The sequence below is a fragment of the Arthrobacter gallicola genome (genome assembly GCF_014836775.1).
GTDB classification, from domain to species: Bacteria; Actinomycetota; Actinomycetes; order Actinomycetales; family Micrococcaceae; genus Arthrobacter_B; species Arthrobacter_B gallicola.
Map to the genome: position 1 here is coordinate 297,167 of NZ_JACSQD010000004.1, position 18,294 is coordinate 315,460.

18 protein-coding genes and 1 tRNA gene are annotated in these 18,294 nt (G+C 63.9%); 9 read left to right on the top strand and 10 right to left on the bottom strand.

Annotation, left to right across the window (positions count from 1 at the left end):
* Positions 1-3 precede the first annotated feature (3 nt).
* The 9 genes from H9639_RS10815 (at position 4) to H9639_RS10855 (ending at position 7,936) form a co-directional block, all read left to right on the top strand.
* Positions 4-1,068: a M4 family metallopeptidase gene (locus tag H9639_RS10815; RefSeq protein WP_318242058.1), complete on the top strand. Its 1,065-nt coding sequence runs from the start codon at positions 4-6 to the stop codon at positions 1,066-1,068.
* Positions 1,065-1,340: a protealysin inhibitor emfourin gene (locus tag H9639_RS10820; RefSeq protein WP_318242059.1), complete on the top strand. Its 276-nt coding sequence runs from the start codon at positions 1,065-1,067 to the stop codon at positions 1,338-1,340. Before H9639_RS10815 ends, H9639_RS10820 begins: the two co-directional genes overlap by 4 nt.
* Before the next feature lie 104 nt (positions 1,341-1,444).
* Positions 1,445-1,518, top strand: a tRNA-Gly gene (locus tag H9639_RS10825).
* Between the two features lie 123 nt (positions 1,519-1,641).
* On the top strand, positions 1,642-2,061 hold the full coding sequence (gene panD / locus H9639_RS10830; RefSeq protein WP_191808078.1) for an aspartate 1-decarboxylase: 420 nt from the start codon (positions 1,642-1,644) through the stop codon (positions 2,059-2,061).
* 395 nt (positions 2,062-2,456) lie between these two features.
* Entirely contained in the window at positions 2,457-3,743 is a 1,287-nt protein-coding gene (locus tag H9639_RS10835; protein ID WP_191808079.1) for a sugar ABC transporter substrate-binding protein, read from the top strand.
* Positions 3,740-4,705 carry a carbohydrate ABC transporter permease gene (locus H9639_RS10840; protein WP_191808080.1) on the top strand — a complete coding sequence of 322 codons (966 nt, stop codon included), beginning with the start codon at positions 3,740-3,742 and terminating at the stop codon, positions 4,703-4,705. The genes H9639_RS10835 and H9639_RS10840 overlap by 4 nt, the downstream gene beginning before the upstream one ends.
* On the top strand, positions 4,706-5,548 hold the full coding sequence (locus H9639_RS10845; protein ID WP_066296707.1) for a carbohydrate ABC transporter permease: 843 nt from the start codon (positions 4,706-4,708) through the stop codon (positions 5,546-5,548).
* 37 nt (positions 5,549-5,585) lie between these two features.
* Positions 5,586-6,863, top strand: coding sequence for an ABC transporter ATP-binding protein (locus H9639_RS10850; protein ID WP_191808081.1), 1,278 nt, complete (start codon positions 5,586-5,588; stop codon positions 6,861-6,863).
* Between the two features lie 89 nt (positions 6,864-6,952).
* A complete protein-coding gene (locus H9639_RS10855) occupies positions 6,953-7,936 on the top strand; it encodes a nuclear transport factor 2 family protein (protein WP_191808082.1) in 984 nt (327 codons plus the stop codon).
* Between the two features lie 83 nt (positions 7,937-8,019).
* On the opposite strand, the gene H9639_RS10860 is transcribed toward H9639_RS10855, so the two are convergent.
* From H9639_RS10860 to H9639_RS10905, 10 genes are all read right to left on the bottom strand, one after another.
* A complete protein-coding gene (locus tag H9639_RS10860) occupies positions 8,020-9,930 on the bottom strand; it encodes an NHL domain-containing thioredoxin family protein (protein WP_191808083.1) in 1,911 nt (636 codons plus the stop codon).
* Positions 9,927-12,071, bottom strand: coding sequence for a cytochrome c oxidase assembly protein (locus H9639_RS10865; protein ID WP_404799747.1), 2,145 nt, complete (start codon positions 12,069-12,071; stop codon positions 9,927-9,929). Before H9639_RS10865 ends, H9639_RS10860 begins: the two co-directional genes overlap by 4 nt.
* A gap of 186 nt (positions 12,072-12,257) precedes the next feature.
* The gene (locus tag H9639_RS10870) at positions 12,258-12,542 is read right to left on the bottom strand and encodes an HU family DNA-binding protein (RefSeq protein WP_066296719.1); all 285 of its coding nucleotides are present in this window, start codon (positions 12,540-12,542) and stop codon (positions 12,258-12,260) included.
* 236 nt (positions 12,543-12,778) lie between these two features.
* Entirely contained in the window at positions 12,779-13,084 is a 306-nt protein-coding gene (gene rpsN, locus H9639_RS10875; RefSeq protein ID WP_055239038.1) for a 30S ribosomal protein S14, read from the bottom strand.
* 2 nt (positions 13,085-13,086) lie between these two features.
* On the bottom strand, positions 13,087-13,254 hold the full coding sequence (rpmG, locus tag H9639_RS10880; protein WP_013602737.1) for a 50S ribosomal protein L33: 168 nt from the start codon (positions 13,252-13,254) through the stop codon (positions 13,087-13,089).
* Positions 13,254-13,490, bottom strand: a complete 237-nt coding sequence (gene rpmB / locus H9639_RS10885; protein ID WP_191747784.1) for a 50S ribosomal protein L28 — start codon at positions 13,488-13,490, stop codon at positions 13,254-13,256. The genes rpmG and rpmB overlap by 1 nt, the downstream gene beginning before the upstream one ends.
* Positions 13,491-13,856: 366 nt before the next feature.
* On the bottom strand, positions 13,857-14,999 hold the full coding sequence (locus tag H9639_RS10890; RefSeq protein WP_191808084.1) for a glucose-1-phosphate adenylyltransferase family protein: 1,143 nt from the start codon (positions 14,997-14,999) through the stop codon (positions 13,857-13,859).
* Positions 15,000-15,506 (bottom strand): MarR family winged helix-turn-helix transcriptional regulator, encoded by a 507-nt coding sequence (locus H9639_RS10895; RefSeq protein ID WP_191808085.1) that lies wholly within the window; start codon positions 15,504-15,506, stop codon positions 15,000-15,002.
* A 151-nt stretch (positions 15,507-15,657) separates the two neighbouring features.
* Positions 15,658-17,259 carry an MFS transporter gene (locus H9639_RS10900; RefSeq protein WP_191808086.1) on the bottom strand — a complete coding sequence of 534 codons (1,602 nt, stop codon included), beginning with the start codon at positions 17,257-17,259 and terminating at the stop codon, positions 15,658-15,660.
* Positions 17,260-17,498: 239 nt separating this feature from the next.
* Positions 17,499-18,272 carry an SGNH/GDSL hydrolase family protein gene (locus tag H9639_RS10905; RefSeq protein ID WP_191808087.1) on the bottom strand — a complete coding sequence of 258 codons (774 nt, stop codon included), beginning with the start codon at positions 18,270-18,272 and terminating at the stop codon, positions 17,499-17,501.
* Positions 18,273-18,294: the final 22 nt, after the last annotated feature.

The window sequence follows — 18,294 nt, forward strand, 5'->3', positions numbered from 1 at the left end:
ACCGTGACCTGCTCAGCGAAATCCCCGAAATCCTGCTCCATTGTCCCGCCCTATCTGCTGGCGCGGATCGCGGAGAACCCCGACCGCCTCGCCGCTGCTGCGGATGCCGCCCGGCGGACCCTGCTGGAACAGCGGGCCGTGGAGGAAAACCGCAAAGAGCGCCGGACTGCTCCGGCGCCCGGACCGGGAACCGCGCTCACCCCGAAACTCCGCCGCACCGTCTTCGATGCCGGGCAGAAGCAGGAACTGCCCGGCGTCCCGGTCCGGACCGAAGGAGCCCCGCCCACGTCCGATCCGGCCGTGGACGAGGCTTACGACGGACTGGGCGCAACCTACGCCCTGTTCAGCGACGCCTACGGCCGGTCCTCAGTCGACGGCGCCGGACGTCCGCTCCACGCCACCGTCCACTACGGCCGCGACTATGACAACGCATTCTGGGACGGCAACCAGATGGTCCTGGGCGACGGCGACGGCGAGGTCTTCCAGCGCTTCAGCAAGTCCCTGACCGTCATTGGGCACGAGCTGACCCACGGCGTCATCCAGTACACCGCCCGGCTGGTCTACCAGGACCAGGCCGGAGCGCTGAACGAATCCATTTCCGATGTTTTCGGTGCACTGGTGGAGCAGAAATTGCTCGGCCAGTCGGTCAGCGAAGCCTCCTGGCTCATCGGTGAGGGCCTGTTCACGGCGGAGGTCAACGGGCGGGGCCTGCGTTCCATGTCAGCTCCCGGCACGGCTTACGACGACGATGTGCTGGGCAAGGATCCGCAGCCTGCAGACATGTCGGACTATGTGCAGACCAGTGCCGACAACGGCGGCGTCCACCTCAACTCCGGGATCCCCAACCGGGCCTTCTACCTGGCCGCTTCCCGGCTTGGCGGCTACGCCTGGGAACGCGCCGGGCAGATCTGGTACGACACCATTACCGAACCAAACTTCCCCGCGGACTGCACCTTCAGCGTCTTCGCTGCAGCGACCGTCACCTCCGCGGAAAAACGCTACGGTGCCTCTGGCGCAGAAAGTTCTGCTGTGCAGGCAGCGTGGAAAGAGGTTAACGTCATGGTATGAGACTGGTTGTGGTGCGCAGCGGCGGAGTCGCAGGTATGAGGCGCACGTGGAGCAGTGAGGTGAGTTCCCAGGAGGCCGAGGAACGCTGGCTGCCCCTGCTTCAGGACCCGCCGTCCACCGAGGCCGCTGCCGGCATGCCCGACCGCTTTACCTATGAAATCAGCGTCGGAAAGGCAGCGGTCACCATCCCGGAGGAATCCCTGCAGGGACGCTGGCGGGAGTTAGTGGACCGCGCCCGCAAGGGCAATGGAGAAGCCCGGTCAGCGGATTAGGAAACAGCCTGAGGCGCTGCGTTAGTGTCACGGGTGCGCCACATTGTGCTGGTGGTGCTGAAGGCATGTAAAGTGGTTTTCTGTTCCGGTGCTTCGCCGGACATGCGGGCGTAGCTCAATGGTAGAGCGCTAGCTTCCCAAGCTCGATACGCGGGTTCGATTCCCGTCGCCCGCTCCAATTCCCTTCATCCGGCTCAGCGGATATTTGCAGCCTGATTCAGGCGCACCTCCAGCGGCATCAAGTCCTGAACCGTTTTGAGGCACTCTGCAGACCGTCATTCAGGCGTACACTTGAACAGCCATGAACCGCAAAATGTTTAAGTCCAAGATCCATCGTGCCACCGTCACCCATTCGAACCTCCACTACGTAGGTTCTGTGACCGTGGACCTGGATCTCCTCGATGCAGCAGACATCCTGCCTGGTGAACTCGTCTCCATTGTCGATGTGAACAACGGCTCCCGTCTGGAGACCTACACCATCGCGGGAGAACGCGGGAGCGGCGTGATCGGCATCAATGGCGCTGCGGCTCATCTGGTGAACATCGGCGACACCGTCATCCTGATCACCTACGCGGACATGAGCACCGAAGAAGCACGGACCTTTGTCCCCACAGTGGTGCACGTTGATGCCCAGAACCGCATCCTCTCCCTGGGCACCGATCCGGCCGAGGCACTTACGCCCGGCACCGAGCGCCCGCCGCTGGCTGTCCCCGGGCACTAACAACTCCGTCTCATCCGGCGGCTGGGTTCGTCCCTTCTGGTAGCGAGCGTGGGCGAGCTGGTTCCGTCCCCCCTCGATGCGCAGGTATGGCGACCTCCATGGCGCCGAACCCGCCATCTCTGCACACCCGGCACAGCGTAGCCGCACATCCACCCCCTGCAGCCTCCCCGAAACCCCCGGACGGACTCCCTGCCGAAGGGCCGCTGACCGCTGCGACCTGAGGTAACACGTGTTTCCCATGTGAACTGTGGCGCAATACGGCCGGAGGGCATAGGGTCAATCGAAAGGTTGCTGAGGATGGCTTCCTTTCGCGGAAAATCACTCAGTCCGTGCCTACGACGAGGTGGAGGCATACACCAATGCCAAAAGACGCTAGACATCACGGCAGACCCTGGATGAGGAAGTCTGCGGCCGCGGGGTTCGCCCTCGCCGTCGGTGCCACACTGCTGGCCGGCTGCAGCTCGGATGCAGGCTCTGCACCAACCCTGACCTGGTATATCAATCCCGACGACGGCGGCCAGGCCGAACTCGCAAAGCGCTGCACGGAAGAGTCTGGCGGCGCTTACACCATCGAGACGTCCCTGCTTCCGAACGACGCCGCGTCGCAGCGCGAACAGCTGGCCCGCCGCCTGGCGGCCGGGGATACGACCATGGACATCATGAGCCTGGATCCGCCCAACGTTCCGGAATATGCAGAGCCCGGCTATCTGGCACCGATCCCTGACGATGTCCGTGAACGCACGACCCAGAACGTGGTTGAAGGCGCCCTGACAGGCGCCACCTGGAAGGGCGAGGTAGTGGCCGTTCCCTTCTGGGCTAACACGCAGATCCTCTGGTACCGCAAATCAGTGGCGGAAGCTGCCGGGCTGGACATGACCCAGCCCGTGACCTGGGACCAGCTCATCAATGCCGTCCGGGAACAGGACAAATTCCTCAGTGTGCAGGGTGCCCGGGCCGAGTCGATGACCGTCTGGGTGAACGCCCTGATCGAATCCGCCGGCGGACAGATCGTAGAGAATCCCGACGCTCCAGCGGACGAAATCGAACTGGGCATCGATTCCGAGGCTGGCACGAAAGCCGCCGAAATCGTTTCCACCATCGGCAAGGACGGATTGGGCGGGCCCGGCCTGCCCACGCAGACGGAAAACTTCTCCATGATCCAGTTCCAAGGGGACAAGGGCGCATTCATGGTGAACTACCCCTTCGTCTGGCCGGCCACCAACGCCGCCGTCCAGGAAGGCACCCTGCCGCAGTCCCTCGTGGACGACATTGGCTGGGCGCTCTACCCCCAGGTCAACGAGGGTGAGGACACCGCTCCCCCGCTGGGCGGAATCGACCTGGCCGTCGGCGCCAAGAGCAAGCATCCGGACCTCGCCTACGATGCCATCGAGTGTATTGTCAGCCCGGAAAACCAGGCCTACTACTTCCAGACCAACGGCAACCCGCCGTCCAACACCGAGGCGTACAACGATCCCACGGCATTGGAGACATTCCCGATGGCCGGAACCATCCAGGAATCACTCCAGCTGGCCAAGCCCCGCCCCCAGACGCCGTACTACAACGAGATCTCGACCGGCATCCAGCAGACCTGGACACCGCCGTCGGACGTCAATCCTGACACCACGCCCGCCACTAGCCAGGAGTTCATACTCGCGGTCCTGAAGGGAGAGAGGCTGTTATGAGTACGTCCGTCGAGACCCGTGCCGCCGCCGAGGGCGACAGCCCAAAACCGCGCCGGCAAAAACTCAGTGACCGCGCACGCAGTGAACGCCGGCTGGGATTCTGGCTGGCCGGACCCGCCTTTGTGATCATGCTGGCCGTCACGGCCTATCCGATTCTTCTGGCCTTCTACGATTCGCTGTTCAAGTACCGCCTCACCGCACCGGACGACCGGACCTTCGTATTCCTGGGCAACTACATCACGGTCCTGACCGACTCGGTCTGGTGGCGGGACCTCGGCGTTACCCTGCTCATCACCGTGGTCACGGTCGTGATCGAACTGGTCCTCGGTTTCCTTCTCGCCATGGTCATGAACAGTGCGCTCAAGTCCATCCGCGGCTGGCTCCGTACCGCCATCCTGGTCCCCTACGGCATCATTACGGTGGTCTCGGCCTTCGCCTGGTTCTACGCGTTCGACATCAACTCCGGCTATGTGAACCACTGGTTCGACTGGGTGCCGGGCATCAGCCCGGATTTGAACTGGTTCGCTGACTTCGGCACCGCGATCTCCGTGATCATGGCATCGGAAATCTGGAAAACCACTCCGTTCATCTCCCTGCTGCTGCTCGCGGGCCTGGCCCAGGTGCCCGGCGAGCTGACCGAAGCCGCAGAGGTCGACGGCGCCACCTGGTGGCAGCGCTTCTCCCGCGTGATTGTGCCGAACATGAAAGCCGCGATCATGGTGGCGGTGCTCTTCCGGGCACTGGATGCCTTCCGCATCTTTGACAACGTGTACATCATGACCAAGGGTGCCTACGGCACGGAGACGCTGTCCCTGCTGGCATACCGCACATCCATTACCCGGTTGGAGATTGGCATGGGGTCCGCCATCTCCGTCCTGCTGTTCCTGTGCGTGATCATCATCTGTTTCATCGCGATCAAACTCTTCAAAGTGGACCTGACCGGCGCACGAGGGGGCAAATAAATGAAGTCGTCACCGATCCGCAGACGCCTTACCTGGACGATCATTTCCATTCTGGTGATCGTCTACGCCCTGTTTCCGGTCGCTTCCATTTTCGCGACGTCCTTCAAGCTCCCCAGCGACCTCACCTCGGGCACCTTCCTGCCGAGCACCTGGTCCACCGTCAACTACGAAGAGATCCTGGTCGGCGACGCCCAGGAGCTCTTCCTCTCGGCGCTGAGGAACTCGATCGGCATCTCGCTGATCGCTACGGTGATAGCCGTTGTACTGGCCACGCTGTGCGCCTACGCGATAGCCCGGCTGGACTTTCCGGGCAAGCGGCTGGTGCTGACCACGGCATTGGGCGTCTCGATCTTCCCGGTCATCTCCATCGTGACCCCGTTGTTCAACCTCTGGCGGAACATCGGTCTCTACGACACCTGGCTCGGGCTGATCATTCCGTACCTGTCCCTGACCCTGCCGATCTCCATCTGGACCCTGGCCGCGTTCTTCCGGCAGATTCCCTGGGAACTGGAGCAGGCCGCCCAGGTGGACGGGGCCACCACATGGCAGGCCTTCCGGAAGGCGATCGTTCCGCTCGCCGCACCCGGAGTCTTCACCACCGCGATCATTGCTTTCTTCATCGCCTGGAATGACTTCGTATACGGCATCTCACTGACCTCAACCTCGGCGGCACGGCCGGTTCCGGCGGCACTGGCCTTCTTCACCGGTGCGTCACAGTTTGAGCAGCCTACGGGAGCAATTTCCGCAGCTGCGATTATTGTGACCATCCCGGTCGTTGTACTGGTGCTGCTGTTCCAGCGGCAGATTGTTTCCGGACTAACCCAGGGCGCCGTCAAGGGCTAGCCCCCGGACGCACGGTAAAAGAAAAGGAGCCATGAGCATGGCATCGATTACCCTCAAGAACCTCGTCAAGAAGTACGGCGACGGCTTCCCCGCCGTCAACGACGTCAGCCTCGACATTGCCGACGGCGAGTTCATCATCCTTGTCGGGCCGTCGGGCTGCGGCAAGTCCACCCTGCTGCGGATGATTGTGGGCCTGGAGGACATCACCTCCGGCGACCTGCTGATCAACGGGGAACGGGTGAACGACAAGGCGCCCCGCGACCGCAACCTCGCCATGGTGTTCCAGAACTACGCCCTGTACCCGCACCTGACCGTGTTCGAGAACATCGCGTTTCCGCTCCGGCTGAACAAAGGCAAATACTCGGATGACCAGGTGCGCAAGCTTGTCCATGAGGCTGCGGACACGCTGGAGCTGACCGAACACCTGGACCGCAAGCCCGGCAATCTCTCCGGTGGCCAGCGCCAGCGGGTGGCCATGGGCCGGGCGATCGTCCGGCAGGCCGACGCGTTCCTGTTCGACGAACCGCTGTCCAACCTGGACGCCAAGCTCCGCGGGCAGATGAGGTCGGAAATTTCGCAGATGCAGCGCCGGCTCGGGGTCACCAGCGTGTATGTCACGCACGACCAGACCGAGGCCATGACGCTCGGGGACCGCGTCGCTGTCCTGAAAAAGGGCATTCTCCAGCAGGTCGCCTCTCCGCGGGAACTCTATGAACAGCCGGTGAACCTCTTTGTGGCAGGCTTCATCGGGTCCCCGTCGATGAACTTCCTCCCAGCGACGTTCAAGGAAGGCAACATCCTTGAGACGGCTGTGGGCGACATTCAGATCCCAGAGGACAAGGCAGCGAAGGCCGCCGGAAAGAAAGTGGTTTTAGTGGGCATCCGCCCCGAGTTCTTCGAGGACGCTTCCCTGGTCGAAGAACACAAGAAAAGCCATGGTTCCACGTTCAAGGCCCACATCACCCACACCGAGTGGCTCGGCAACGAGCAGTACGGCTACATCCACTTCGATCCGACTCCCGAGGTACGGGAGCTGCTGGATAACCTGGCTCGGGATATGGACGCAGAGGAGCTGCGCCCGCAGGTCGTGGTGACGCTCGACGCCGCCAGCCGGGTCCGGGGCGGACGAGAAGCCGAGCTGTGGCTCGATACCCGCAAGATCCACCTTTTCGACCCCGAGAGCGGGGACAACCTGACCAGGGACCCGGAAGCAGGCGCCGAGCTCACCGAGGAAGCCAATGCCCGGCGGGCCGAGGAAATCGCGATGGCCAAGCAGGAACTCCAGCAGGCCACGGCCACACCGGCTGAATCCTAGGCAACGGGTCCGGCAACTCAGACCCGGCCAGCCGCGGCTAGCGGCCGGCCGGGTCTGAGACCTGCGTGCTCTGCAGGTAACGTAAGAGCGTGCAGGGAACATCACCGGTAATTAAGGCAGTGACCATCTGGCTCACTGCCCTCATGCTCACCATCGCGGCCGCCGTCGTCGTGATCTGGCTCGTCAACGCCAAGGCCTATGGCCCGGGCAAGCAGGTGGAGAATTATCTCCAGGCACTGCAGGACGGAAACGGCGCGCAGGCACTTGGACTGCTGAACGCCGAGGTTCCGGACGCCAACGCCGTCCTGCTGGACGGCGACGCACTGCGGAACTCCACAGCTGGGTTGGAAGTGCTGGACCTCGAGGAAGTCGAGACAGCCGTGGACAACCGAACAGATGTGGTTGTCAGTTACCGGCTGGACGGCGCTGAGGAGAAGTCCACCTTCCAGCTGGAGAAGACCGGGACCAGCTGGGTGTTTTTCGACCAGTGGGTTTTCCGGCCAACCACTCTCCCGGCGGTTCGGGTCAATGCCGCCAACCAGAACGAGGCCGAGCTCAACGGCGCCCGGGTCGCCCTGCCGGAGGGCACCAACACCTTCGCGGCGTTCTATCCGTCGCGGGTTGCCGCGTCCTTTACCAGCGGATTCTTCGAAGCCCCGGAACAGACCGGCGTACTTGCGGCACCGTCAGGCTCGCTGGATCTGACGCTCCGCAGCCAGGCAACCCCGGCCCTGGTTGAAGCGGTTGACGCCCGGGTACATGAGTTTTTGGACAGCTGTGCGGGCGAGCAGAACCGGCTGGCCCCCGCAGGCTGCCCGTTTTACCACCTGACGAACAACCGGGTGGAGCCTCCCATCACCTGGGAAATCACCAAGTACCCCACTGTGGAGATCTCTCCGGCCGACGGTCACTGGGTGCTTGCCCCGCTGCAGGGATCAGCACGGGTCACTGCCACCCAGACGGATCTGTTCTCCGGTGTGCAGAGCCCGCTGGTGGAGGACAAGGACTTCTCCTTCGGCGCCCGGCTGTCGGTTAACGGCCAGGACATCAGCCTCACCGCGGTCATCGAATAGCCTTCCCGCACACAGTCAAAAAGCGCCGCTTCCAGGATTTTCGTGGAAGCGGCGCTTCTTGAGTGTGGCCGAAAGCTCCGGGTTTAGTCCAGGCCGCGCAGGTCCAGGGTGAGTTCCGTTTCGCCACCGGGCTGGACTACAACGGGGATGCCCCAGTCCTGCTGGTAGAGGTGGCATGCCGCGTGATCCGGGATTTCCCCGCCGGGCTCTCCGTCGCAGGCCGCCGCGCGGGCGGTGATGTGCAGAACGCCCTCGGCGACGGTGTCGGAGAGCACCAGTTCACGGACCAGGCCGACGGCGGTGCCGCCGCCCGAAACCAGCAGCTCCTCCGGCGAAGCGGAGATCTTCAGCTGCGTCGGGTCACCCCACCGGTCGTCCAGCTTCTGCCCCTTGGGCGCTGAGAACCGGACGGTCAGGCCCAGCGGACCCGCCTCAATGGCCGTTTTGGGCCGCTGCGTCTGGCGGGCGCCCTCGTCCACGGACTGCGCTTCCTTCGGGACCGGGATGCGCACCAGCTGGTGCTTGTTCGCTTCCACAACCACCAGCAGCGGTTCCTCCGCCGTGGTGTCCAGCAGGACGCCGGAGGGCTCCGCCAGGCCGCGGGACAGGGTGGAGACGGTGCCGGTGGCCGGATCGTAGCGGCGGACAGCCCCGTTGTAGGTGTCCGCGATGGCCACTGAACCGTCCGGCAGTACCGTCACGCCCAGCGGGTGCTGCAGCCGTGCCTCCGCGGCGTCACCGTCGCGGTAGCCGAAGTCGAACAGGCCGGCACCGATTGCGGTTTCCACGGTCACGGCCGTCCGGTCACCGCTGGTGTCGAACGTCAGTTTCCGCAGGGCAGAGGTTTCCGAGTCGGCCACCCAGATGGCGCCGTCGGCGTCCTGGGCCAGACCGGATGACTGCGCGAACCACGCGGCGTCACCTTCGCCGTCGAGCAGCCCTTCCAGCCCGGTGCCGGCGATAATGCCCAGGGCGCCGGTTGTGGGGTCGAAGCCGAAGATCTGGTGGGTGCCGGCCATCGCCACGACCACTTTGCCCAGGGTGGTGGACCAGAGAACGTCCCACGGCGAGGACAGCGAGGTGCCCAGCGGGTCCGTGCCCAGCTCGGTGGACGGCACTGCGGCCTGGTTCTCGGCGTCCAGCAGGCGCTGCACTCCGTTACCGGCCACGGTGGTGACGGCACCGGTGGCCAGGTTCACGCCCCGGAGGCGGTGGTTGACGGTGTCCGCAACGATCACGTCGTAGTCCAGGGTCTCGGCAACCGCCGCCGGCAGCACGGCCAGGCCCTGCGGTTCGTTGAACCGTGCGGTTCCGGCGTCGCCGTCCCGCCATCCCTTGGTGCCCTCACCGATGACACGGCGGACGGTTGTGAGGTCTGCTTCGAGTTCAACCAGCCGGTGGTGTCCCGTGTCCGTGACGAGGAAGGTGCCTTCCGGCAGGGCTACTGCCTTGCCCGGGAACCGAAGGTCCCCGGAGGTCGCTTCGGCCGGAACGTACGGCCCGTTACCACGGTGCAGGGTGCCCTTCGCCTCATGCTCGGCAATGAGCTCGGCCACCAGCGACTCCAGGCCGGCTGCATGGCCCTCACCGGACAGATGAGCCACGATGTAGCCCTCCGGATCAATAACAACGAGGGTCGGCCAGGCGCGTGCGGTGTAGGCCTGCCAGGTGACAAGCTCCGGATCATCGAGCACGGGGTGCTGAATTTCGTAGCGCTCGACGGCGGCAGCCAGGGCAACAGGGTCCGCTTCGTGCTCGAACTTGGGCGAGTGGACTCCCACCGTGACCAGGACGTCGGAGTATTTCGCTTCCAGCGGCCGCAGTTCGTCCAGCACGTGCAGGCAGTTGATGCAGCAGAACGTCCAGAAATCGAGGAGGACGATCTTTCCCCTGAGATCTTCCAGGCCAAGCTGCTTGCCGCCTGTGTTGAGCCAGTTGCGGCCTGCAAGCTCGGAAGCCCGCACGCGATATCCGGCACGTACCGTTTCAGTCATCGATGTTCTCCTTGGTCTGTCCTTGCATCGCGTTCGGCCAGCTGGGCGAACATATTGTTGTAAGCCGTCAGTTCTGCGTCATTATTCCGTTCGGCGGCCCGGTCCTTGCGTTTGGTTTCACGTGCATCCGAGCGGGACCACTGAACGGCGACGCCGATCGCCACCAGGACGGTCGGAATTTCGCCGACGCCCCACATGATGGCACCGCCCAGCTGCTGGTCCGCCAGGGCGCTCAGGCCCCAGTCCCGGCCCATGTTCCCGAAGTAGGAGGCCTGGATAAGGGAGGTCTGTCCCATCACAGCCACGCCGAAGAACGCGTGGAAGGCCATGGTGGCCAGCAGGATCACCAGCCGGATCGGATAGGGTGCGCGGTTGGGCAGCGGGTCGATCCCGATCATCGTCAGGACAAAGATGTACCCGGCCAGCAGGAAGTGCAGCACCATCAGCTCGTGGCCCACGTGCTGGCGCAGTGCGAAGCCGAAGGCCTCCGAGTAGTAGAAGATCACGATGGACCCGGCGAAGTTCACGGCAGCGAAAATCGGATGGGTGATGATCTTGGACCAGCGCGAGTGCACACCGATCAGGATCCATTCGCGCAGCCCGCGGCTGCCGTCCATGCGCGGCGTCAGTGCCTTCAGCGCCAGCGCAACCGGCCCGCCGAGGACCAGGAAAAGCGGAACGACCATGGACAGTGACATGTGCCCGAGCATGTGGGTGCTGAAGAGCACCATGCCGTAGACGGTCGGAGCGCCCGAGGTGACGTAGGTCAGTGCAATGAGGCCCACGAACCAGGAAATAGTCCGGAGAATCGGCCACTTGACCCCGCGCCGGCGCAGTTTGAGCACTCCCAGGACGTAGGTCACGGCAAGGGTTGCCGTGATGGCAATCCACAGCCAGTCGGGGCGCCATTCCGTCAAGTAGCGTTCCGGTGTCAGTTCGGGGGGCAGATCGTAGCCGGTGAGGATGCGGGCCGGGGTGGCGTTGGGCGGGAGTTCCTCCGGACGCGGCGGCGCGGTCCGGGCCAGGGCTGCGGCGACACCGGAGACCGCTGCCATGATCAGCAGCTCCACTCCGATGAACTGCGTCAGCACCCGGCGTGCGCTGAGACTGCCGACTGTGTCCGCCGGTACTCCCTTTCTCGCAGCGGCACCGGCCGCCTGGACCGGAAGCCGCGGAATGATCCACTGGCGGTGCAGGAAACCGATAATACCCAGGACGATGGTGGCAGCTGCTTTGAACAGCACCAGCCCGCCCCACCGGGAATCCAGCTGCTCCAGTGAGGTGATGCGCAGGGACGCGTTGACGATTCCGGACACTGACACCAGTACAAAGCCGAACAGCGCCAGAGCGGAGAAGCGGCGAAGGACGGCCCCGGTCATGTCCCCGAGCTGCTTGGAGATCACGGCCAGCACGATGATCCCGCCGATCCAGAGGCACACCCCAAGCAGGTGCAGGCCAATGGAGTTGACGGCGGCGCTGTGGTCGTCGCCGCCCGCGGCGTGTCCCACCAGGGCCATCGGCAGCAAACCCCCGACGGCCAGCGCGGTGGTGAGGGCCAGCCCGGTCAGGGAGCGGACGCCGAAGGTGAGGGTGGTGACCACCGCGGCAATGATGCTCACAGCCAGCCAGGCCCGGCCGGTGGAGAAGTCGGTGAGGAAGGAAGCCAGTCCCTCGGTGTAGGACGGGTCCGGGCTCAGCGCGAGGCCGGAGACATCCGAATAGGTGAACAGCAGAACACCGATGGCGGAGATCGTCCAGACGGCGGCGGCACCGGCGGCCAGGGCCATGGTCCGGGTGAAGGCTGGGTGTTCCGGCCGGGCTTCCCGCTCTCCCCTGCCCCGGCGTGGACCGGCGTGCTTGGGCAGGATGACGACGGCGAAGACAAGGGCTCCGATTACGGTGGCGACGGCACCGTTCTGAATGGCCTTGGCGATGGGAAGCCCCCAGCGGGTGAGCGCTCCGGGGTCGGATAGCTGGGCGGCAGCCGCAGCGCCGGTGAAGAGAAGTGCGACGACCAGCGCCAGGACCATCACAGCTATTCCTGCGGCCAGCCAGCCGCTGCGGGCGGGGTTGCCGGGCGCGGACGCGGAACCGGTGGGACGGCCCGGCAGCGTGTTCTGGGTCTTGGCAGTGTTTGGCACGCTATCTATTCTCTACCCCTTGTAAAAATTGGGCCAATCACCGGTCATACAGCCGGGATGAGCCGCCTCCACATGGCCACAGAACCGGCGGATAACGCAGGACTCGGGTTTAACTCAGGACGGGCGCTTAACGCAGGACGGGGCCGGCGCCTTCCGGCACCGGCCCCGCCCCAGGACAGCTGGGTCCTACTTCTTGGAGACAGCAGCCTTCAGCTTCGAGCCTGCGGTCAGCTTGACGCTGTGGCCGGCCGGAATCTGGATGGTTTCGCCGGTCTGCGGGTTGCGGCCCTGGCGAGCGGCGCGGTCGGTGCGCTCAACAGCAAGCCAGCCCGGGATGGTGATCTTCTCGCCGTTGGCAACGGAGGTTGCGAAGATGTCGAAGACGGCATCAAGCACGCCGTTAACGGCGGTCTGGCTGTTGCCGGACTTTTCTGCGACTGCGGCAACAAGTTCACTGCGGTTCATAGCCAATTTATGTCCTCCTGGACTCTGGTGTTTAGCGCGAGCGGTTCACGGATGCGAAACCGCCTCTGTTCGAAAACTTACCAGCTTGGCGGGATAAATCTCGCTAAAAACCGCGGTTTTTCGCGGTTTTTTCGGGTTTTTTCCCAAATTTGACCGGGCAGTCGATTCCGTGGAGCGGAGGGTACGCAAAAAGGGCGGCAGCCTCAACGGCTGCCGCCCTTTTCAGGCGTGGAAAGCGGTGCTTACCAGCTGGACTTCTTGATACCGGGCAGTTCGCCGGCATGTGCCATGTCGCGGAAACGCACGCGGGAGATACCGAACTTCTGGAGGGTACCCCGGGGGCGGCCGTCGATCTGGTCGCGGTTGCGAAGGCGGACCGGAGAAGCGTTGCGGGGCAGCTTCTGCAGGCCGAGGCGTGCAGCTTCCCGTGCTTCGTCCGTGGCGTTCGGATCGACCAGGGTCTTCTTCAGTTCGAGGCGCTTGGCAGCGTAGCGCTCAACAACAACCTTGCGCTGCTCGTTGCGGGCAATCTTGGACTTCTTTGCCATTCTTAGCGCTCCTCACGGAATTCGACGTGCTGGCGGATCTTCGGGTCGTACTTCTTCAGGACCATGCGGTCCGGGTCGTTACGACGGTTCTTGCGGGTCACGTAGGTGTACCCGGTGCCGGCGGTCGACTTCAGCTTGATGATCGGACGTACGTCCTTATCCTTTGCCACTAGAGCTTCACACCCTTCGCAAGGAGGTCGGTGACGACTGCGTCAATGCCGCGGACGTCGATCGTCTTGATGCCGCGGGCAGAAACCTGCAGCGTCACGTTGCGGCGCAGGGACGGAACCCAGTAGCGCTTCTTCTGAATATTCGGGTCGAACCGGCGCTTGTTGCGTCGGTGCGAGTGCGAAATGCTGTGACCAAAGCCGGGAACAGCTCCGGTTACCTGGCAGTAAGCTGCCATGATCTCTCCTCCAGTTGTAGTAAATATGACGGTCCTCAAAAAACAAGCACCAAGGCGATGCCGCCGTGGCACCTGCAATAAAGAGCGTCCCGCCACCAGTTTTGACACCGTTATTACTGCGACTTTCCGGAGGTTGACCTGGCGGGGTGAGATCCAGCCGAAGTGCCTCGCCGCGGGGAAGACGGTGAAGTTCAGGGAGTCACAGCAAACTGCTGTGACAGCCTTCAATTCTAGGTTTACACGGGCGGCCACGCAAATGACCTGCTCCGCACCGGTGAGGGCCGAACCAGATCATAGGCATGACTTAACGCCTTTCCATCCTAGACGCCCGGGGCGTTTGAGCCAAACCGGAGGCACGGCACCGGATTAAGCGGACGGCTTCTCCAGCGCACCCGTGGCGGTGACCACCGCAATCCCGGTTTCGGGATCTTCTGCGGCACCGTCGAGGTCCGTTGCCCCGCCAATCACCGCCCCCGAGTCCACAACCACGTTCCTCAGCCGTGCACCGCTGCTGACCCGCACCCCGTCGAGCAGGACGCAGCCGTGCACCTGTGCTCCGGCCTCGATATTGCAGTCCGGTCCAACCACGCTTCGGGTAAGGACCCCGTCAACCCGGGAACCAGGGGCCAGCAGGCTGGTCTCCACCCGGGCTGCCGCTCCCACGAAGGCCGGGAGCCGGCGCGGAGTCGCCGAGAGAATGGGCCACGCCGGATCATCGAACACCATTCCATGCCCGTCCAGCAGATCCATGTGGGCCTGGTGATAACTGTGCGGTGTGCCCATGTCCCGCCAGTAACCCTCCAGCCGGTGCTCCACCACCTTTTCCTTCTCGACAAGGTACGGCAGCAGCTGGTCACCGTAATCCTCCAGCTGCCCATCCCGCTCCACGAGTTCATCCAGACTCTGGAGCAGGGCCGCGGCGTCGTACAGGAAGATCTCCGCAGCGATAAGGTCCGTCTTGGGCTTCTCCGGTTTGTAGTCAAAGCCGGTAACAATTCCGTCCCGCACCTGGACCACGCCGTGGTCCGATGGGTTGTTGCCGATCCGGTAGGTCACCACGGTCAGCGCGGCCGCAGATTCGAGGTGTGTGGCGATGACATCGCGGTAGTCCAGCCGGTACAGGTGGTCCGCGCTGAGCACCAGGACCAGGTCCGGATCGTATTCGCGGATGTAGTCCGCCTGCCGGTACAGGGCGTCGGCGTTGCCCTGGGCAAAACCCTCGCCGTCGGAGCCCTGATAGGGCGGCAGGACCCGCAGCCCTCCGTTCGTCCGGTCCAGGTCCCAGGGACGCCCACTGACGAGGTGGTCATTCAGCGACTTGGGTTCATACTGTTCAACAATCCACACATCGCTGAGCCCGGAGTTGTGCAGGTTGGAAAGCGGCACATCGATGAGCCGGTATGACCCGCCCACTGGCATAGCCGGCTTCGCACGGGTGTCGGTCAGGCTGCCGAGCCTCCCGCCGGCGCCGCCGGCAAGAATGATGGTCAGTATCTTCGGCTGGCGCATTCATGCTCCTTCGGTTGAACTGCACGGGCGGGCTGCGGCCGGATCAAGCAGGGTCAGAATCTTGTTGCCGATCCGGGCCAGGTCGGCCACATCACGGTCATCCAGGGCATCGAAAACGGCATGGCGGACAGATTCCACGTGCCCCGGCACCAGCTCGATGAGTGCAGCCATCCCCTCATCGGTGATGGCCGCCGTCGTTACCCTGGCGTCCTTAGGTGACGGGAACCGGCGCATCCACCCCCGCTGCTCGAGCTTCTTGACCACATGGGACAGCCGGGACAGGGACGCATTGGAACGCAGTGCCAGCTCGCTCATCGCCAGCTGCTTCTCCGGAGACTCCGAGGTCATCGCCAGCACGTGGTAGTCAAAAAGTGTAATCCGGGCCCGCTTGAAGAGATCGGCATCCAGGGTGCCCGGCAGCCGGGTGGCGACGGCGTAGAGCGCCAACCAGGCCTGCCGTTCCTCAGGAGAGAGCCAGCGGACGGGGGCGGACTGCAGTTCGGTCATGCGCGCAATTCTCTCACGGCACTTGAGCCTTCAAGGATCCCGAACCCGCAACAGGCACCGGCCCCGGGGGCCGGTGCCTGCTGTAGATCAGAGGCGGGTGCCGGCCGTGCACCCGTCCAGCGGCCGGGCAAGCAACCGGCCGGGCGACGTTCTAGCGGACGCTCTCCGGCTCACCCTTCGCCTGAGCCGGATCGGCTTCGGAGGCCCCGGGATCCGGAACGGTGTTGAACGGGAGGGAGTCGACGTCGAGCAGCGGGTTCTCGTCCTGCGTCGCGACAAGCTCACGGGCTTCAGCTTCCGTGGCCACACTTGGCATAGAGCCGGGCATGGGCCGGTTGGCGGATTCCTTCATGATTCCGATGGCAATGGCCCCGGCAACCGACGTCACCATCAGGTAGTAGGCGGGCATCATGTCATCACCGGTGAGGGTGATCAGGCCCTGCATGATCAGCGGAGCCGTGCCGCCGAAAATCGCAACGGCAAAGTTGTAGGCAATGCCCATGGCTCCGTAGCGGCTGGCCGTCGGGAAGAGCGCCGGCAGGGAGGACGCCAGGTTGGCCACGTAGAACGTGACCGGAATGGCCAGCAGCGCCAGGCCCAGCAGCGTGGACCAGATGGGACCCATGCCAATGAGCAGGAAGGAGGGCACGGCCAGGACAATCGTGGAACCGGCACCCATCCACAGGACCGGACGGCGTCCGATGCGGTCCGAAAGCATGCCTGTCAGCGGGATACACAGCGCCATGGCCACCAGTACGGGAATGGTCAGCAGAGTTCCGTGAACCGGGTCGTATCCCTTGGAATCCGTGAGGTAGGACGGCATGTACGACGTCAGTGCGTAGCCAACCGTGTTGGCAGCGGCAACCAGGACCATGGCCAGCACGATCGGGCGCCAGTAGGTGCGGAAAATCCCAAAGGTACCCTGGGCGACGGAGTCTTTGTCCGCTGCTTCGCCGGACGCCGCGGCAGCGTTCTCCTCCTGGGCATCCAGGGTTGCCTGGAAGGCCGGGGATTCCTCAATCTTCAGCCGGAAGTAAATGGCAATGGCGCCCAGAGGGCCGGCAATCAGGAACGGAATGCGCCAGCCCCAGTCCAGCATGGTCTCTTCGCTCAGCGTCATCTGCAGGATGGAGACCGTCAGGGCGCCGAGGGCGAAGCCCATGTAGCTGCCAAGGTCCAGGATGCTGGCCAGGAAGCCGCGGCGCTTATCCGGCGCATACTCGGAGACGAAGGTGGTGGCACCGGCATACTCGCCGCCGGTGGAGAACCCCTGAATGAGCTTCATCAGGACGAGCAGCACCGGAGCCGCCATGCCGATCTGCGCGTAGCCGGGCAGCAGGCCGATGACGAAAGTAGAGGCAGCCATCATGATCAGCGTGGTGGCAAGCGTTTTCTGGCGGCCGATGCGGTCACCGATCCGCCCGAAGATCACTCCGCCGAGCGGGCGGGCGATGAACGTGACAGCGAAGACACCCAGGCTGAAGAGCAGCTGCGCGGCAGGATCAGCGTCGGACAGAAACACGGCACCCATGGTGACGGCGAGGTAGCCGTAGACCCCGATATCGAACCATTCCATGGTGTTGCCGACGACGGTTCCGCTGACGGCTTTCTTCATCATGGAGTGGTCGACGACGTTTACGTCTTCCACTTCGAGGCGGCGCTTCCGCAGCGGATTGCGCAGGGGCTTGCGCTGCATCCTGGGCCCGCCGGGACCGGGCGGGGCTGCACTGTGGTCAGGTGCTTCTTGCTGCATTTGGGCCTTTTCTCTAGAGGTCATCTGCTCGGGACAAAGCATCCATCTCCCCGGGACAGGCCAGGGAGACCATCGATATTAGGAAATTTCGGATCAAATGCCGAATCCTAAGGGTGCTTATGACGCTAATTGTGAATTGCGTCCTGCTGTCATTCGCTGTGAATCAGGAGAAATGTGACTCGTTGTGAATTGAGCCACGCGTGGCCGGTTTTCAGGTTTTCGGCAGCCTCCGAAGCCGCTCAGTCCGCCGGGCGGAGACTGACGGGGGACGGATACCGGGCACTCAGGTTGTCCCCTGAGGACACCCCCCTCAGGCGGCGGCCGACCCAGGGTCCGAGGTATTCGCGGGCCCACCGTGCGTCGTGCTTTAACCGCTGGATCCGGTCCATGGCCGGCAGGGAGTCGAGTTCCGGGACATCGAGCGCATCGGTCGCCCGGAGCACCTCCAGGACTTTTTTGGCCGTGAGGATGTGGCCGGCGGGAGACATGTGCAGACGGTCCGTGTCCCAGTACCGTTCGTCCTGAAGCACCTTCATCCGCCAGTAATCGACCAGGACCGCTCCGTGCGCATCCGCAGCCTCCCGCACCAGCTCGTTGTACAGTGCGGTGCGTCCCCGGGTCCTGCCGAAAATTGGAGACTGGCCCGAGTCGAACCCGGTAAACACCAGAACGGCGGCGCCCCCGGACCGCAGCCGGCCAATAGCGCCGTCGTACGCCTGGACGATCGCATCGATGTCCACCTTCGGCCGAAGGATGTCATTTCCTCCGGCGTAGAGGGTCACCAGCGTGGGTTTCAGGGCCAGTGCCGGTTCGATCTGCTCGTCGATGACCTGGCGCAGCTTTTTGCCCCGGATAGCCAGGTTCGCGTATTCCCAGGAGGGATCCGCCAGGCTGAGCTGCTCCGCCACCCGGTCCGCCCAGCCCCGCACACCGTTGGGCCGGGACGGGTCCCAGTCCCCCACACCTTCGGTAAAGGAATCGCCAAGTGCCACGTATCGCTGCGTCAGAGTCACCCCCACAGCCTACAAGTTGCCT

What these genes read in the sequence shown, in the direction of transcription:
- H9639_RS10820 (WP_318242059.1), top strand. Translation starts at nt 1,065, where the DNA reads ATGAGACTGGTTGTGGTGCGCAGCGGCGGAGTCGCAGGTATGAGGCGC.
- panD (WP_191808078.1), top strand. Translation starts at nt 1,642, where the DNA reads ATGAACCGCAAAATGTTTAAGTCCAAGATCCATCGTGCCACCGTCACC.
- H9639_RS10835 (WP_191808079.1), top strand. Translation starts at nt 2,457, where the DNA reads ATGAGGAAGTCTGCGGCCGCGGGGTTCGCCCTCGCCGTCGGTGCCACA.
- H9639_RS10840 (WP_191808080.1), top strand. Translation starts at nt 3,740, where the DNA reads ATGAGTACGTCCGTCGAGACCCGTGCCGCCGCCGAGGGCGACAGCCCA.
- H9639_RS10845 (WP_066296707.1), top strand. Translation starts at nt 4,706, where the DNA reads ATGAAGTCGTCACCGATCCGCAGACGCCTTACCTGGACGATCATTTCC.
- H9639_RS10850 (WP_191808081.1), top strand. Translation starts at nt 5,586, where the DNA reads ATGGCATCGATTACCCTCAAGAACCTCGTCAAGAAGTACGGCGACGGC.
- H9639_RS10860 (WP_191808083.1), bottom strand. Translation starts at nt 9,930, where the DNA reads ATGACTGAAACGGTACGTGCCGGATATCGCGTGCGGGCTTCCGAGCTT.
- rpsN (WP_055239038.1), bottom strand. Translation starts at nt 13,084, where the DNA reads ATGGCAAAGAAGTCCAAGATTGCCCGCAACGAGCAGCGCAAGGTTGTT.
- rpmB (WP_191747784.1), bottom strand. Translation starts at nt 13,490, where the DNA reads ATGGCAGCTTACTGCCAGGTAACCGGAGCTGTTCCCGGCTTTGGTCAC.
- H9639_RS10890 (WP_191808084.1), bottom strand. Translation starts at nt 14,999, where the DNA reads ATGCGCCAGCCGAAGATACTGACCATCATTCTTGCCGGCGGCGCCGGC.
- H9639_RS10895 (WP_191808085.1), bottom strand. Translation starts at nt 15,506, where the DNA reads ATGACCGAACTGCAGTCCGCCCCCGTCCGCTGGCTCTCTCCTGAGGAA.
- H9639_RS10900 (WP_191808086.1), bottom strand. Translation starts at nt 17,259, where the DNA reads ATGCAGCAAGAAGCACCTGACCACAGTGCAGCCCCGCCCGGTCCCGGC.